Here is a 15,775-nt window from a genome sequence, read left to right as displayed (position 1 = left end):
CATGAAAATAGAAAAATTATCCATCATCATACCGGCTTACAACGAAGCCAGAACCATCTTTAAGATCCTGGATAAGATCAAGGCTGTTGAACTGACAGAAGGCATTAGCAAGGAGATCATTATAGTAGATGATTGCTCAACTGATAATACACAGCTTACTATTGCGGCTTATCATTCCGAAAATGCGGGGCTAAACATCCGTTACCTTAAACACCAAGTTAATAAAGGCAAAGGAGCTGCGTTACATACAGGAATACAGCACGCCACCGGTGAATATCTGATTATCCAAGATGCCGATCTTGAGTATGATCCTGCCGAATATAACGACCTGCTTAAACCTGTTTGCAGTGGTTTTGCCGATGTGGTTTACGGTTCGCGTTTTATGGGTAGCAATCCGCACCGCATCCTCTTTTTTTGGCATACTATAGGTAACCGTTGGCTTACTTTTGCCTGTAATATGGTAAGTAACTTAAACCTTACCGATATGGAAACCTGCTATAAGTTGTTTAATACCAATCTGATACAATCAATATCTTTACAAGAGCAACGTTTTGGATTTGAACCGGAGGTGACAATTAAAATTGCCCGGATCCCTAACATCCGCATTTATGAGGTTGGTATATCCTATTACGGCCGCACCTACGATGAAGGGAAAAAAATAGGCTGGAAAGATGGTGTGCGTGCTTTATACTGCATTTTAAAGTACGGGATGTTTAGCAGATGAGCATCTTTAAATTTAAACAGTTTGAGGTAGACCAGAGGGGTTGTGCCATGAAGATTAATACAGATGGGGTATTATTAGGTGCAATGGCTCAACATATTAACCCTCAGACGATCCTGGATATAGGAACCGGTACTGGCGTAATTGCCTTAATGCTGGCGCAGCGTTTCCCAGATGCGGTGATAGACGCTGTTGAGATTGACCAAGTGGCGGCAGATACCTCCCTATCAAATTTTGCAAAATCACAGTTTGTAAAACGCATGGCACTTTTTGCAATGGGATTTGAAGCTTACTCCGAACAATTTCCTGATCGGAAGTATGATCTTATCGTGTCTAACCCGCCATTTTTTCTGAATTCGCTGGAATCACCAGGCCCCAGGCGAAATTTAGCTCGTCATGCTAATAACGGATTTTATAAAAATTTGGTAGTCAGCATATCTCAACATTTATCTGATTCCGGGACTTGCCAGTTGATTTTACCTTTAGAAACAGCATCGTTAGTAGAACAGCTGCTGCCGGCAAGTAATTTATATTTGCAAAAACAAATATGCATTAACTCTTATCCAAATGATCAGCCTCACCGAAAGGTATTGGTAATAGGCAGGGACAAAAAAAGTTTCACCGAAAGCACTTTTGTAATTTACGATCAACCTAAAATTTACTCTTCTGACTACCAATGCCTTTTAAAGGATTTCTTAACTATCTTCTAATATCATGACCCGAATAGGCCTAATATCTGACACGCATAGCTATCTTGATAATGCGGTATTTAAGCACTTTGACCAGTGCGACGAAGTATGGCATGCGGGCGATTTTGGAACTATTGAACTGGCCGATGAACTTGCCTCTTTTAAACCGCTAAGAGGCGTTTATGGCAACATAGACGGGCAAGATATAAGGTTACAATATCCTGAAAACTTGCGTTTTAAGTGCGAAGATGTAGATGTATGGATTACCCACATTGGTGGTTATCCCGATAGGTACAACCCTTTGGTTAAAACCGAAATTTACAAAAATCCACCACAATTATTTATTGCCGGGCATTCGCATATTTTAAAGGTTATTTACGATAAAAAGATCAGTTGCCTGCACTTAAATCCCGGCGCTGCAGGTAAACAGGGCTGGCATAAAGTGCGCACCTTACTGCGATTCACGATAACCGAACAGCGGATACATGACATGGAAATTATTGAGCTGGGGGGAAAGTAAGCGCATTTAAAGCCATTACGAATTTTCGCCACTATTAATCGTAGGCGGTTTAAGGTCTGTTAAACAATGAAAAGTGCAGCGCTTGTTGCCTACAACAAGTTAGCCTTACCCATTTCCATTTCAAATACCGAATCAATCTGCAAATCTTTTTGTTTACCGGCGGCAACGGCCAGTTCATCACATCGCTCATTTTCGGGGTGGCCGTTGTGCCCGCGTACCCATACAAACTTTACCTGGTGCATTTTGGCAATATTCAGATAGCGGATCCACAGGTCTTTATTCTTTTTGCCTGCAAAGCCTTTGGTAACCCAGCCGTTAACCCAGCGCTTTTCAATGGAGTCAATCACATACTTAGAATCAGAGTAGACAGTAACCTGCTGGTTAGGCGTTTTAATAGCTTCTAACCCGGTGATGACGGCCAGCAACTCCATTCTGTTATTAGTAGTCTTACGGAAACCTGCGCTGATTTCTTTATAATGTTTACCCGAGCGCAGTATTACCCCAAAACCGCCCGGCCCCGGGTTACCACTGGATGCGCCGTCTGTATAGATCTCTATCATTTAGTTAATTTATCCGTTACCTGCACGGCTATGGGCCATTGGTTAAGGGCAAAAGTAGTGTTTTGAAAAATAATCGTTACGGGTAATCGCCAGAAATTAATATCTTCATTCACAGGCTTAATGTCAACTTATTTGGCTGGCAAGTGTATTATAAGTAAAACAGCAAATGGAAATCATACGCAGCGGTTCGCAACCATCGGGCAAAGGCCCCGCAGAATATTTCACAGGAACAGTTAGGATTGATCCCTTAATGAGCCCGCCCGAGCCATCCCGTGTGGCAATGGCGTTGGTAACTTTTGAGCCGGGCGCACGCACAGCGTGGCATACTCACCCCTTTGGCCAAACATTGATCGTTACGGCAGGCGCCGGTTGGGCACAGCGTGAGGGTGGTGAACGGCAGAATATCAACCAGGGAGATGTAATCTACTTTGCTCCCCAGGAAAAGCACTGGCATGGCGCTACAGCCACTACCGCAATGAGCCACATAGCTATACAAGAAAAGTTAAACGGCTCACCGGTTGAGTGGATGGAGCATGTTACCGACCAGCAATACGGACTTTAAATAGCAACAATGGAACATAAAGCATTATCTATCCGGCCGTTTATAGGAGCAAAGGATTTTAACCTTTCCAGGAACTTTTACCGCGACCTGGGTCTTGAAGAAACAGTACTCGATGCAAAAATCTCTGTATTTAAGATCAACTCGCTAAGTTTTTATCTGCAAGATTACTACAATAAAGATTGGGTAGACAACACCATGATCTTTTTCGAGGTAGAGGATGTTGACTACTATTATACTGAATTACTGAAACTTAATCTGCCTGGAAAATATGCCGGCGTACGGTTAACTCCGATAAAGGATGACTATTGGGGCCGCGAATGCTTTGTACATGATCCATCGGGCGTGTTGCTGCATTTTGGGGCAGTTCAATAAAGCTGATAGCTGATTTTGAACAAAAAAGCCCTGGCATGACCAGGGCTAATGTTCATTTAATGACCGATATTAAATTTTCAGATAAAACACTGAAGCATAATTGGCAATAGTATCTGCATCACGTTGAGCTTCCTTTTTATCTATAGTAACCTTAACTACCTGGTTAGAGGTTTGGCTTAGCTCGATAGTAACTTCGCGTGGCTCGGCGCTACCCAGTTTTAAGTAGGCGGTACCTGGTGTGCCTCGTTGCACAAAACCCAACTCCGGGAGCGACAATTGGTAATATTTAAACTTTTGTTCGCCATAGCTGAATTGCGGCCTGATTTCAAAATAAAGAGGAATTATTTTCCCTGCGGCATCCTTACGGTAAACGTCTATCTTGTCTTTAGCAAGTGCGCCGTTAGTTTGCGGATCAAGCAGGTCCTGCCCGTTAGCGTCCTGTATCACCAATAGCATAGCTGGCCCTTGTACAGGCGAACAGGCGCAGGTATTACCTCCGTTCATACTCACTTTTTTACAGCCTATATTGGCTATAAATAATACCACTAATACAAGTAAGATTTTTTTCATAATGGTTTTGAATCAAATGTAATTTGTTGACTGATTGTTTATTGTATTACGAAGCAGTTGAACTGAATGATACACATAGTAAACAAATAGATAAAAAAACACTAAACAGAATAATTAATCGTAATATTGCGATTGATATGGGAATTACAAAATCAGAAATTTTCACTGAAGATCAAAACCGTTTAGCTTTAATGCTTAAAGCTTTAGCACATCCGGCGCGAATAGCGATTCTGCAGGAAATAATCAAAGCTGACACTTGTATTTGCGGTGATTTGGTTAATGAACTAGGCTTGGCGCAGCCAACAATTTCTCAACATTTAAAAGAACTAAAAAATGCCGGTTTAATACAAGGCACCATAGATGGTGTAAGTGTCTGCTACTGTATCGAGCCACACGCATGGAAACTTTTACAACAAAATTTAAATAGTTTTTTCGATAAATATCAATCTACAGCTATTTGCTGCTAAAAAAATTTGAAACATTCAATCGCAATATTGCGATGATAAAACAGTAAATAATTATGAACAACATTCAAGCTATCAACTGGACCACCTTCAAAAATCAGCTATTGCAACACCCTAATCTTGAGCTGCAATTTCAATACGCTCAGGATAAACTGATAGATACTAGTTACCACATCACCGAAATCAAACAAGCGCCTATAACTTCTGTAGATTGTGGAGGTATGATGAATGCCTGGACCGAAATTGTAATCCAATTATGGGTGCCTGAAAACGAACAGCAGGAACAATCAATGAAAGTTGATAAGGCTTTATCTATTATCGAAGTTGTTGAAAAAATGTTGCCTTTAAATCCGAACGGAATTGTAAAAATTGAGTTTGGTAACGCTGAATTTGATACAAGGCAAATGTTTCCAAACAAAATCATCGTTATCGGTAATACTTTAACAGTGGACTTGCGACCTGATTCCGTGCAATGCAAAGCTGTTGAGCGTGGTGGGAGTTGTGGTGTAAACAACGATGGGGAAGAGTGCTGCACAGTTATACCGCCTGCAAAAAGTAAATTACCACTATCAAATTTAGCTACAATTCAAACTTGTGAACCTGGCTCAGGATGTTGTTGAAACTAAAACGGAAGTTGTGTTCGGGGAAGGCTATAGCAATTATTACTGCAGTAATTATTTTGCAATTGATATTCGGTTGGGATGCAAAGTTTTTCATCATCAACATGTTATGGCTATTATTTTAAATATTATGAAAAATGTTTTGGTACTCTGTACAGGCAATAGCTGCCGTAGCCAAATGGCCGAAGGTTACTTAAAAAGTTTTGGGCGCGACTCTATTAATGTATTCAGTGCTGGTATTGAAACTCATGGAGTTAATCCCAAAGCTATAGCGGTAATGGCGCAGGATGGTATTGATATCTCGGCTCATACTTCAAACAATGTGAACGAATATTCCAACGTTAATTTCGATTACGTAATCACTGTATGTGATAACGCTAAAGAAAATTGTCCATACTTCCCTACCGAAGCGATAAAAATACATCACAACTTTCCAGATCCGGCTAAAGCCAATGGAAGTGAAGAAGAAATAATGCAAGAATTTACTCGTGTAAGGGAACTAATCAAGGTTTACGTGAAGCAATTTATTCGTCACAATATACAGTAGCAATGTAACGAGATTTTAAACAACAAAGCCGGACGCAATACATCCGGCTTTGTTTTCCTATTAATGCTGAACTTATTTTTTAACCGGTGCAAGTAGTCCCGGATAAAGCACGCCATCTGTTTTAAGGTCAAGATTTAATAGCTTGGCTATTAATGGCGCTATGTCCTCCTGTCCCATTACGGATAGTACTGCACCAGGTTTAATACCTTTTCCAAAAGCTACAAAACCTGTTTGAATTTCTTTAAAGTCTGTTGGCAGATAACCGTGTGTGCCTCCGCTTGCCGGTGCAAGCATATCTCCGGTGGCTGCTGCACCAAAGCTAAAACCCTGGTATGCGGCAAGTGCCATAACAGCGTTAGGGTCGCCTTGTGCCTTGGTCAATGCTTCTTTATCCAGTACATGGTACATCCGTTGGATGCCTTCGGGCAGTTGATTAAGCGCCTGTTTAACTTTCTCTAAAGTTGCTTTTTCGTTTGGGTCTTTAAGGTGCAGGAAAGATGAGCCACCGCTTTGCTGAAAATAGGCTTTCCAGGCCGTTTTATTGTCGTTATCATATAAACCCAATTTAGCCAGCATTACATTTGGTTTAAATTGAGTATGGATATTCACGAAACCGTGGTCACCAGTGATGATGAACGTAGTATTCTCGCTGATGCCGGCTGCCGTTGCCGCATCAATAATGGTCTTGATAGCCACATCGGCACCCGTAATGGCTGACCTTACTTTAACACCATCGCGGCCCTGTTCATGTTCATAATGGTCTAACAAAGCGATGTGTACCGCTAAAAAAGCAGGTTTATAACGCTTAAGGATATATGCTGCCATACGCGATTTATTTTGGTCGCTGGTGTAGTAATCAATAGTAGCGCCGTATTCTCCAAATTTACCGATGGCGTAGTCCTGGACTTCCTGGAAAAGTTCCTTAGGGTTCGATTCCTGCAACATCGCTTTGATCTCGTCGCTTTTCTCACCCTTGCCCTGAGGCAGTATCGCATACTCGGGCAGGTTATAATCTATTGGAGCGCCAACAGTAACCGGCCAGCTAACACCTGCGGTTTTTAAGCCTGCATCTTTAGCGGCTGTCCATATAGTTGGTACCTTAATGTCTTTATAGTACCAGTACCATTTACCTGTAACGCCGAGCGGCTCAACAGGGGTGTTATAATAGATGCCGTGTTTTGCAGGCAATACTCCTGTAATAATAGTGGTATGCGATGGATAGGTAACCGTAGGGAAGCTGCCACGAACCCCCTCTGCATAAGCGCCGGTTTTCATACCCTGGCGAACATTTACCATACCCCATCGCGGATCCATATAAAATTCCGGCCTTAAACCATCAATACTTATCAATACCACATGGCTATCCTGTGCGGATAGGGCACCTATAGAAAGGCAAAACATACTTATTAGTGTAGCGATTTTTTTCATCTGTTGAGTTTCCGGCGAAGGTATCGCCGCCAAGTTCACTCAAAGTTTCAAAAACGTTAACAAAATATTAAGATAAGCTGTAGTCAGGCGGTTAAAGGAATTGAAATTGCTTTAAGAATTGAAAGCCGGCGATTGAGATCTTAAATATTCAATCGGCGATTTACCGGTGTATACCTTAAAATCTTTTGAAAAATGATTGGCATCATAATATCCATTGGCAAGGGCGATGTGCATTAGGTCGACGTTTCTGTCGCCAACCAATTCAAGATAGGCCTGAAAAAAGCGTTGTAGCTGGATAAACTCTTTAGGTAGCAGCCCGATGTTTTTAGCGAAGCTGCGTTCCAGCCACTTATAATTTACGCCGGCATCATCAGTAATGTTGCGTACATTGCTACTGCCTTTTTTATCAAGGATAAAGTTAAGCGTTTGATGTAAAAGTCCCGGCGAAATTTTTATAGCTGATGAATTACTTACGTAGGTTTCAATAAAGGTGATCTTACTCTCAATATCGTGGCATTTGAAGAAATCTCTTACGCTGAAATTATTGCTTCGTGCTATAGGTATAAATGGTGCGACGGGGTTATGCCTGAAAAATTGAGCGTTTAAACCGAAAAGCCTGTAGAATGTACCCGGCAAAAACCGGGCTACAAAGATTTGCCTGGCAGCAGCACTATATTCCACATGAACATTTTTGATAGAGCCGGCACTTGCCCAAACTGCCTTGATTTGCTTGTGATTTGTTTGGCCGCTAACGTTTATGCTGTCACCGTAATCAGATAGAAAGACCAATACCGGGAAACCGTCATTAAATACCAGTTGCCTTTCTGGTTTAGTGTCGGGCGAAAAGACGTAAAATCCCTCAATAACAGAAGCCATCGCTTCAGAAGGACTGATCCTGTAGCCAGTTTCGTTAAACTCACCCAAATGTATCTTTTTTAGATAATCTATCGGCATAGAGCAAACTTACAGGAAATGTTAATAGTGTGGATATCGGATGTCTAAAATTTACTATAGGCGCAATTGCTGTAGCCATAGCTTTGCAAAAAAGATCAAAATGATAATCGAAACTGAAGAAGAACTTGAAGGTATAAAAAAGGTTAGCGAGGCCGTTGCGCTTACCTTGCATAAAATGAAGGCGTACACAAGAACCGGTATGACCACCAGAGAGATTGACGAATACGGTCGGCAATTGTTAGAAGGTTTGGGGGCACGATCGGCACCTTTCGAGACCTACGGCTTCCCAGGTTACAGTTGTATCAGTGTAAACCAGGAATTCGCCCATGGTGTGCCATCGGATAAAGTGATACTTAAAGATGGTGATATTATTAATATAGATGTATCTGCAGAATTGGGCAGGTTTTGGTCGGACAATGGCTGCTCTTTTATTGTTGGCGACGATGTGCAGGGTTTACAGCACCTGGTGAACACGTCTCAGCTCATCTTAATGGAAGCGATAGCACAAATAAGCGGTGGAGTGCGGATCAACGAGATAGGCAAGCTTATAGAAACCCGCGCGAAAAAAGCAGGCTACACCGTAATTCGCGATCTGGGTGGACATGGTATAGGACGCAGTCTGCATGAAGAGCCCAGCGGAATTATGAATTATCACGATCGTTACGACAGGGTGCGGGGTTTTCGAAAAGATTCTGTTGTTGCAATAGAAACATTTATCTCTACAAAATCGGCGTACATAGAAACCGCTGCAGACAATTGGGGGCTTACCGGGAGCAAAGGAGGGTTTGTAGCACAGCACGAACATACGATACTGGTAACATCAGGGAATCCCATAATTTTAACTGCGGCAAATGGGATAATGTAAGTGATCTGAAAACAACAAAGCCCTGATATTTCTATCAAGGCTTTGTACCCAGCGCCGGAGTCGAACCGGCACGGTTTCCCACAGGTGTTTGAGACCAGCGCGTCTACCAATTCCGCCAGCTGGGCATGCTTGGTTGTAAACAGTATTTGCTTACAAACGGGCTGCAAATGTATCTAAACTCTCTTTAATTCGCAAAAGATATTTTTGCCTGTAGTAAATATTTGCCACATCATTTAAACGGCTTTCTTTAGCCGTATCATCCAGTTCAGTATAATCCTGGGTAAGGGTTAGCAATTCGTCGTTCATATCACCCTCAATGGCAAGTACTTCGGCCGTAATATCAGCCAGTTGTTGCTCGTCTTCAATTTCCATCAGGCGCTCGTTGATATCCATCATTTCCATCAAAAAATCTGCAGGCAGTTGTGGTTTCGCACCTTCGCTAACCAATTCATGGGCACGTAAAATGTAATCTACCACGCGGTTTGGGTCGCTAAGGGTATGGTAGGCCTTATTATTAAGGGTTGATAACTCCAGTATTTCCTGCTGTTTTTCATCTTCATCATTAGCATAAAAATCCGGATGGTATTTTTTGCTAAGCGCATAAAACTGTTTTTTCAGCATGGCGGCATCCGGATGGAATGTTTCGGCAATGCCATAAAATTCAAAATAATTCATCATGTCAAAACTACTATTAATATTGGCGCGGCGGCCTGCCAATTTATTGTTTAACCACACAACAAAAAATATATATACTTGTTGACGCTTATCAGTACATACTTTTTAGCATGAATTTCAACATCAATTCAAACGCCCGTATTCTTATTATCGGCGATATTATGCTCGATCATTACATTTATGGCAATTGTAACCGGATTTCGCCCGAGGCACCAGTGCCCGTGGTAGAAATAACCCGCGAAAGCTACACTCTTGGTGGTGCCGGCAATGTGTTAGAGAACCTTAATGCGCTAAAATGCCAGGCGTCAATCATAGCTGTGGTAGGGCAGGACGACAATGCTGCCATTATATCCGGCAAACTAACCGAATGCGGATCTGACGACAAAGGAATAATACACGATGTAGCCAGATGTACAACTGTTAAAACACGTGTCTTGTCGTCAAATCATCAGATGATCCGTTTGGATAGGGAATATACCGAACCTGTTCGCACAGAGGTCATAGAGCAGTGTTCGGATATGATCAATGAGCAGATCGGAAGCTGCGATGTTGTGGTACTATCTGATTATAACAAAGGCCTGCTCAGCGCTGATTTGCTGGCCGAGGTGGTAGCCACCTGCAATGCTGCAGGCATAAAAACTATTGTAGACCCGAAAGGCCTCGATTTTTCTAAATACCAGGGTGTAAGCATTATAAAACCCAATCGTAAAGAAGCCTCGTTGGCTACAGGCATAGCGATAACTGATAAGGATAGCCTGGAGCGTGCATGTATCAGTATAAAGCAAACCACCGGCTGCGAAGCCGTAGTAGTTACAATGTCTGAGGATGGAATTGCTATATATGAAAATAGCCAGCTTACCATTATCGCTACCAAAGCTATTGGTGTAGTGGATGTTACCGGTGCCGGCGATACCGTAATCGCGTCGATTGCTATTGCTATGGCATCTGGATATTCATTGACAGAAGCCTGCGATTTTGCTAATCATGCCGCTGCCATTGTAGTTAGCAAGGTAGGCAGCGCCACGGCCACACTTGCCGAGATCAACCAGGTTTTTGGGGATTAACCAATGCCGCTATTTCACGACCAGATGAAGCGGGTGGTAAACCTAACAGGCATGCCAAAAAGGATCGTTTCTATAGTGCCATCCCAAACAGAGTTACTGTTTGAACTGGGGCTGGATACCGAGATAGCAGGCATCACAAAATTCTGTATTCATCCTAAAGAGAAAATCAGCAGGGCTACAAAAATAGGGGGGACAAAGCAACTTAATATGGAGTTGATAGCCCAACTCAAACCAGACCTGATCATCGCCAACAAGGAAGAAAATGAACAGAGCCAGGTAGAAGAGCTGATGAAACACTACCCGGTATGGATAAGTGATATTAATAACCTGCAAACAGCTTTAGACATGATCGCCAGCGTTGGAAAAATGGTTGGGCGGCAACTAGAAGCTTTTGATCTGGCTGATCAAATAAAAAGGCGGTTTGATCTTTTGATCCCTTTCCAGACTAGATTACGGGTTGCCTACCTCATCTGGCGAAAACCTTACATGGTTGCGGGTAATGATACTTTTATTGATAGCATGCTACTGCTTTGTGGCTTTACTAATGCTGTAAACCAAAGCCGTTACCCTGAATTGGATGCTAACAAAATTATAGACTTACAGCCCGATGTATTGCTTTTATCGTCGGAACCTTATCCGTTTAGTCAAAAACACATCCATGAGTTTGAACAGCTGCTACCACGGGCGCAGATCATGTTGGTTGACGGTGAAATGTTTTCATGGTATGGTAGCCGGCTATTGCATGCTCCGGCGTATTTTAATAGCTTGATAAACAATTTAAATAAAATAACGCCTAAGTAATGAGGCAGATAGCTAAAAACTTTATTTTCAATTTTTAAATTTAGCTTTTTACGCTATCTTTGCCCTCTCTAAAAACCAAGCGCGGAAGTGGCGTAATTGGTAGCCGCACCAGACTTAGGATCTGGCGCCGCGAGGCGTGGGGGTTCGAGTCCCTTCTTCCGCACAAAATTTTAAGCCGTTAACTTTGTAGTTAACGGCTTTTTTTATTCTAAAATTTAATACTTATTGTTTTATAGCGCAGGTTAAACCCAACAAATTGTCCATTATTGTAATTTTGGATGAACATGTTTTCGTTATAAGATTGTGTTTTGGCACCGCCGAACGTTATGGTCCGTAACACCTTTCCGGTATCGCCATCGGTCACTACAATCTGCCCGTCTTTGGGTTGCTGATCGGGATTAATTATCCAGTCTAAAAATTCGCTGTCGACCTTTGATTGCTTTATGTTAAAATTAAGGCTATTTGTAGGGGCGTAGCTCATCACTACGGTTTCAGATTTTGCCTTATCGCCGCTGCCGGGCACATAGCTTAAACTATAAGATTGCAGCTCGTAAGTCTTACCACCAATTGTTAACTTAATTTTAGTCCCCTCATCAAAATTGATGTTAGCAGTTTCAAATTTAGGAGCTGGCGAAGCAAATAAAGATGGTAACGTTTCGTAATTTAGGCTAAGTACCGCTAATAGAACGATCAGTTTTTTCATGTTATTAAGGTTTAATATTATGCAGTTAATATAGACGTTTATCACTTACCTTACTAAAACTATAATTTCTTTTAGTTCTTTTGTAACCGACGAATTACTTAATACACATACACCTATTAACAATCATGAAAAACCTATTCATTAAAGCATTCGTACTGCTTTTAATTGTACAGGGTACACCATCTTTTGCGCAGGACAAACTGCCATCGTATCCGCTTATTACCCACAACACTTACTTCAGTATCTGGTCAAATTCAGACAAACTGAACCAATCTGTTACCACCCACTGGACCGGCAAGGAGCAATCCCTTATAGGCATTATAAAGGTTGATGGCGAGTTTTACAGATTTATGGGGCAGGCCTCAAAACAGTACAATACTATTGTTGCCGACGGCGACGAAAAGCCTGCTATGGTTAGATATCAAATGGAAGGCGTTGTGCCCGAAGGATGGGAAAAGCCAAATTTCGACGATGCTAAATGGCCAGGCGGCCTGACGCCTTTTGGCGACGACCGCAGCAAACCAGGCACCAAATGGGTAGGCAAAGACATCTGGATACGGAAGAAATTCACATTGGCAAGTGTGCCGACCGGTAAAGTGATGCTCAAACTTTTTCATGACGACGGCGCAGAAGTTTACCTAAATGGCCAAAATATTTTGAAAAAAGGCGGTGCAAATGGAGATTATGAAATGATAGAATTGCCGGATTACGCCAAGCAGCTTTTAAAATCCGGCGAGAACTTGCTGGCCATTCACTGTAACAACACAGGAGGCGGTACCTGGATAGATGCGGGGCTGTCAGAAGAGATTGCAAATACAACAGACGAAAAGATCAAATTGGCCAGGCAAACCAACGTAAGCGTAACTGCTACACAAACAACGTATCAATTTAAATGTGATAACATAGATCTGGATGTTAAATTCACATCCCCGCTTGTTCTGAATAACCTGGCGCTGCTTTCATCGCCGGTATCGTATATTACATATACCGCAAGATCAACGGACGGCAAAAGGCATAACGTAAGTATCTATCAGGGAGTATCCACTAATCTAGCGGTAGATCAGCCTAAACAGCCAGTAGTGGTAACCCCGTATACTAAGAACGGTTTACAGATCCTTAAGGCGGGTACAACAGAGCAACCTGTTCTTCAAAAAAAAGGTGATAACATTCGGATAGATTGGGGTTATGTATACGTGGCCGCTAAAGGTGCTACACAATATGTTACCGGTGATGATGAAGCAGTTAATTCATTTTATAGCGCAAATACCCGCAGCGGTGCCCTTACCGGGAAAAAACTAACGCTTAATACCGTTATGAACCTGGGCAGCGTTGGTAGTAATGTGGTGAGTAAATTTAGTATGCTGGGCTATGATGACTTGTACGCTATTCAATACTTCAAAACAAATTTAAAGCCGTGGTGGCGCAATCAGCCTGGTGCAACCATGGATACCGAACTTGCTAAATCATCAGCTAATTATGCAGCTACGCTCGCGGCATGTAATAAAACAGATGTACAGATCTATAACGACGCTAACTGTGCAGGCGGTAAAGAATATGCCAAGCTTTGCGTTCTCGCTTACCGCCAAAGCATTGCAGCCCACCAGATTGTTAAAAGTCCGCAAGGCGAACTGTTGTTTATGTCTAAAGAAAACTTCAGCAACGGGTCTATCAACACCGTAGATATCACCTATCCGTCTGCTCCGCTGTATCTTCTGTACAACCCAGCTTTAATCAAGGGCATGTGCAACAGCATCTTCTATTACAGCGAAAGCGGAAAATGGAAAAAGCCATTTGCTGCGCATGATCTGGGCACCTATCCATTAGCAAACGGCCAAACCTATGGCGAAGATATGCCGGTAGAAGAATCAGGCAATATGGTAATTACAACCGCCGCCATAGTTGCTGCTGAAAAGAACCCGGCTTACGCCAAAAAGCACTGGAAAACATTAACCACCTGGACTAACTACCTTGTAACAGCCGGTTTCGACCCAGAAAACCAGCTTTGTACTGATGATTTTGCAGGGCATCTTGCCCATAATATTAACCTATCTGTAAAGGCAATTGTGGCTATTGGCGCCTACGCTAAAATGGCGGGTATGTTGGGCCAAACGGCAACTGCTGCCAAATACAACAAAATTGCTAAAGAATTGGCAGCTAAATGGGTAGATAAAGCTAACGCAGGCGACCATTACGCTCTTGTTTTCGACAACAAAAGTACCTGGAGCCAAAAATATAATATGGTTTGGGATAAGGTGTTAAAACTTAATTTGTTCCCTCAAAGCGTTTACGACACCGAGATCAAATATTACCTTACCAAACAAAACAAGTACGGTTTACCGTTAGATAGCCGCAAAACTTACACCAAATCCGACTGGATAGTATGGACGGCATCGATGGCGAAAAACCAGGCTGATTTCAAAGTCCTGATAGCGCCGGTTTACAAGTATGCTACCGAAACATCATCACGCGTGCCTATCAGCGACTGGCACGAAACAACCGATGGCAAAATGGTAGGTTTCCAGGCCCGTAGTGTTGTTGGGGGATATTTTATGAAAGTGTTGCAAGTAAAATCAGCAAAGTAACACAAGTTGCTCTTAAAAAGCCGCCGGGAGCACCGGCGGCTTTTTGTTTTCCGGGTAAATAATGTTTGTAAATTTTGCATACTTTTAAACTGTCATGCAAGCAAAGAACGACAAGAAAATCATCCGTGCCTGGGCCATGTTCGATTGGGCCAATTCGGCTTACAATCTTGTAATAACGTCGACCATTTTTCCGGCGTATTACGTAGCTATTACTACCAATGCAAATAATGGCAATAGGGTAAACTTTTTCGGCCACAGCTTCGTCAATACCGCCCTGCAGGATTATGCACTGGCCATTGCCTACATGGTGATGGTACTGCTGCTGCCGATACTTAGCTCCATTGCCGATTACCGGGGCAATAAAAAAGTGTTTATGCAATTTTTTACATTACTGGGTTCAATTGCATGTTGCGGATTATTCTTTTTTAATAGCAGTCGTATCGAGATGGGCATCATCTGCTTCGCCCTGGCGGCGATAGGGTATAGTGGTGGGTTTGTATTCTACAACTCTTACCTGCCCGAGATTGCTACCGTAGATATGCAGGATAAGGTGAGTGCCAAAGGTTTTACTTATGGGTATATCGGCAGTGTGCTGCTGCAGTTGATATGTTTTGCATTTGTATTAAAGCCCGAGTTTTTTGGCATAACGGATAAATCGTTACCTGCACAAATTTCATTTTTGCTGGTAGGTATCTGGTGGATCAGTTTTGCAATGATTCCCTTTACCGTATTGCCAAAAGGCAGTCCTAATGCACAAACACACCAGCATAGCATTATTAAAGGGGGCTTTATAGAACTTGGCAAGGTTTGGGTTAAAATAAAATCCATGCCTTTGTTAAAACGTTATTTGCCCGCTTTCTTTTTCTATTCAATGGGGGTGCAGACCATTATGTTGGTGGCCACAGGCTTTGCTGCAAAAGAATTAAAAATGGAGACTTCGGCCCTGATCACTATTATCCTGATCATCCAAATTGTAGCGGTAGCAGGGGCAACGCTAATGTCGCGCCTTTCAGATAGATATGGCAACGTGAAAGTGCTTATCCTAACGGTAACTATATGGGTAGTAGTTTGTATTGCA

At 42.4% G+C, this 15,775-nt stretch carries 19 protein-coding genes and 2 tRNA genes; 14 read left to right on the top strand and 7 right to left on the bottom strand.

The genetic code is table 11. The features are described 5' to 3' along the window. The first annotated feature begins 1 nt into the window (after window position 1). The 3 genes from ACE5CV_RS16890 to ACE5CV_RS16880 are packed head-to-tail and all read left to right on the top strand — an operon-like array spanning window position 2 to window position 1,930. Window positions 2–724: a glycosyltransferase family 2 protein gene (locus ACE5CV_RS16890; protein ID WP_374951369.1), complete on the top strand. Its 723-nt coding sequence runs from the start codon at window positions 2–4 to the stop codon at window positions 722–724. A gap of 47 nt (window positions 725–771) precedes the next feature. Continuing rightward, a complete protein-coding gene (locus ACE5CV_RS16885) occupies window positions 772–1,431 on the top strand; it encodes a tRNA1(Val) (adenine(37)-N6)-methyltransferase (protein ID WP_374951368.1) in 660 nt (219 codons plus the stop codon). A 4-nt stretch (window positions 1,432–1,435) separates the two neighbouring features. Beyond that, a complete protein-coding gene (locus ACE5CV_RS16880) occupies window positions 1,436–1,930 on the top strand; it encodes a metallophosphoesterase family protein (protein WP_374951367.1) in 495 nt (164 codons plus the stop codon). A gap of 89 nt (window positions 1,931–2,019) precedes the next feature. Here ACE5CV_RS16880 and rnhA read toward each other — a convergent pair whose 3' ends face one another. Then, window positions 2,020–2,490 (bottom strand): ribonuclease HI, encoded by a 471-nt coding sequence (gene rnhA, locus ACE5CV_RS16875; RefSeq protein ID WP_374951366.1) that lies wholly within the window; start codon window positions 2,488–2,490, stop codon window positions 2,020–2,022. Window positions 2,491–2,656: 166 nt separating this feature from the next. On the opposite strand from rnhA, the gene ACE5CV_RS16870 reads away from it, so the two are divergent. Further along, window positions 2,657–3,052, top strand: a complete 396-nt coding sequence (locus ACE5CV_RS16870; protein ID WP_374951365.1) for a cupin domain-containing protein — start codon at window positions 2,657–2,659, stop codon at window positions 3,050–3,052. A 9-nt stretch (window positions 3,053–3,061) separates the two neighbouring features. Beyond that, complete coding sequence (locus tag ACE5CV_RS16865; RefSeq protein WP_374951364.1) at window positions 3,062–3,424, top strand: glyoxalase; 363 nt, start codon at window positions 3,062–3,064, stop codon at window positions 3,422–3,424. 69 nt (window positions 3,425–3,493) lie between these two features. On the opposite strand, the gene ACE5CV_RS16860 is transcribed toward ACE5CV_RS16865, so the two are convergent. Further along, on the bottom strand, window positions 3,494–3,994 hold the full coding sequence (locus ACE5CV_RS16860; RefSeq protein WP_374951363.1) for a hypothetical protein: 501 nt from the start codon (window positions 3,992–3,994) through the stop codon (window positions 3,494–3,496). Between the two features lie 137 nt (window positions 3,995–4,131). On the opposite strand from ACE5CV_RS16860, the gene ACE5CV_RS16855 reads away from it, so the two are divergent. The 3 genes from ACE5CV_RS16855 to ACE5CV_RS16845 are packed head-to-tail and all read left to right on the top strand — an operon-like array spanning window position 4,132 to window position 5,625. Continuing rightward, on the top strand, window positions 4,132–4,461 hold the full coding sequence (locus ACE5CV_RS16855; protein ID WP_374951397.1) for an ArsR/SmtB family transcription factor: 330 nt from the start codon (window positions 4,132–4,134) through the stop codon (window positions 4,459–4,461). A gap of 53 nt (window positions 4,462–4,514) precedes the next feature. Beyond that, window positions 4,515–5,078 (top strand): DUF6428 family protein, encoded by a 564-nt coding sequence (locus ACE5CV_RS16850; RefSeq protein WP_374951362.1) that lies wholly within the window; start codon window positions 4,515–4,517, stop codon window positions 5,076–5,078. Further along, on the top strand, window positions 5,053–5,625 hold the full coding sequence (locus ACE5CV_RS16845; protein ID WP_374951361.1) for an arsenate reductase ArsC: 573 nt from the start codon (window positions 5,053–5,055) through the stop codon (window positions 5,623–5,625). Before ACE5CV_RS16850 ends, ACE5CV_RS16845 begins: the two co-directional genes overlap by 26 nt. 72 nt (window positions 5,626–5,697) lie before the next feature. Here ACE5CV_RS16845 and ACE5CV_RS16840 read toward each other — a convergent pair whose 3' ends face one another. Together ACE5CV_RS16840 and ACE5CV_RS16835 are read right to left on the bottom strand one after the other, a co-directional pair. After that, on the bottom strand, window positions 5,698–7,053 hold the full coding sequence (locus ACE5CV_RS16840; RefSeq protein WP_374951360.1) for an alkaline phosphatase family protein: 1,356 nt from the start codon (window positions 7,051–7,053) through the stop codon (window positions 5,698–5,700). A gap of 111 nt (window positions 7,054–7,164) precedes the next feature. Continuing rightward, complete coding sequence (locus ACE5CV_RS16835; protein WP_374951359.1) at window positions 7,165–8,007, bottom strand: helix-turn-helix domain-containing protein; 843 nt, start codon at window positions 8,005–8,007, stop codon at window positions 7,165–7,167. Between the two features lie 100 nt (window positions 8,008–8,107). Here ACE5CV_RS16835 and map point away from each other — a divergent pair, with 100 nt between their 5' ends. After that, window positions 8,108–8,872 carry a type I methionyl aminopeptidase gene (map, locus tag ACE5CV_RS16830; RefSeq protein ID WP_374951358.1) on the top strand — a complete coding sequence of 255 codons (765 nt, stop codon included), beginning with the start codon at window positions 8,108–8,110 and terminating at the stop codon, window positions 8,870–8,872. Window positions 8,873–8,917: 45 nt separating this feature from the next. Here map and ACE5CV_RS16825 read toward each other — a convergent pair. Together ACE5CV_RS16825 and hscB are read right to left on the bottom strand one after the other, a co-directional pair. Beyond that, window positions 8,918–8,997 (bottom strand) — tRNA-Leu (locus ACE5CV_RS16825). Window positions 8,998–9,022: 25 nt separating this feature from the next. Then, window positions 9,023–9,550 carry a Fe-S protein assembly co-chaperone HscB gene (hscB, locus tag ACE5CV_RS16820; protein ID WP_374951357.1) on the bottom strand — a complete coding sequence of 176 codons (528 nt, stop codon included), beginning with the start codon at window positions 9,548–9,550 and terminating at the stop codon, window positions 9,023–9,025. Between the two features lie 107 nt (window positions 9,551–9,657). On the opposite strand from hscB, the gene rfaE1 reads away from it, so the two are divergent. From rfaE1 to ACE5CV_RS16805, 3 genes are all read left to right on the top strand, one after another. Then, window positions 9,658–10,611, top strand: a complete 954-nt coding sequence (gene rfaE1, locus ACE5CV_RS16815; protein ID WP_374951356.1) for a D-glycero-beta-D-manno-heptose-7-phosphate kinase — start codon at window positions 9,658–9,660, stop codon at window positions 10,609–10,611. A gap of 3 nt (window positions 10,612–10,614) precedes the next feature. Continuing rightward, window positions 10,615–11,412, top strand: a complete 798-nt coding sequence (locus tag ACE5CV_RS16810) for an ABC transporter substrate-binding protein (RefSeq protein WP_374951355.1) — start codon at window positions 10,615–10,617, stop codon at window positions 11,410–11,412. 81 nt (window positions 11,413–11,493) lie between these two features. Beyond that, window positions 11,494–11,575, top strand: a tRNA-Leu gene (locus ACE5CV_RS16805). 45 nt (window positions 11,576–11,620) lie between these two features. Here ACE5CV_RS16805 and tssD read toward each other — a convergent pair. Then, window positions 11,621–12,115, bottom strand: a complete 495-nt coding sequence (tssD, locus tag ACE5CV_RS16800) for a type VI secretion system tube protein TssD (protein ID WP_374951354.1) — start codon at window positions 12,113–12,115, stop codon at window positions 11,621–11,623. A gap of 125 nt (window positions 12,116–12,240) precedes the next feature. Between tssD and ACE5CV_RS16795 the strand changes: the two genes are divergently transcribed. Beyond that, on the top strand, window positions 12,241–14,697 hold the full coding sequence (locus ACE5CV_RS16795; protein WP_374951353.1) for a glutaminase domain-containing protein: 2,457 nt from the start codon (window positions 12,241–12,243) through the stop codon (window positions 14,695–14,697). Window positions 14,698–14,791: 94 nt separating this feature from the next. After that, a partial coding sequence (locus ACE5CV_RS16790) for an MFS transporter (protein ID WP_374951352.1) occupies window positions 14,792–15,775 on the top strand: 984 nt, incomplete at its 3' end.

It is taken from the genome of Mucilaginibacter sp., assembly GCF_964263795.1.
In the GTDB taxonomy this organism is placed as follows: domain Bacteria; phylum Bacteroidota; class Bacteroidia; order Sphingobacteriales; family Sphingobacteriaceae; genus Mucilaginibacter.
Note: the sequence above shows the minus strand (reverse complement) of the source record. Positions and strands in the feature narration are given on the sequence as shown.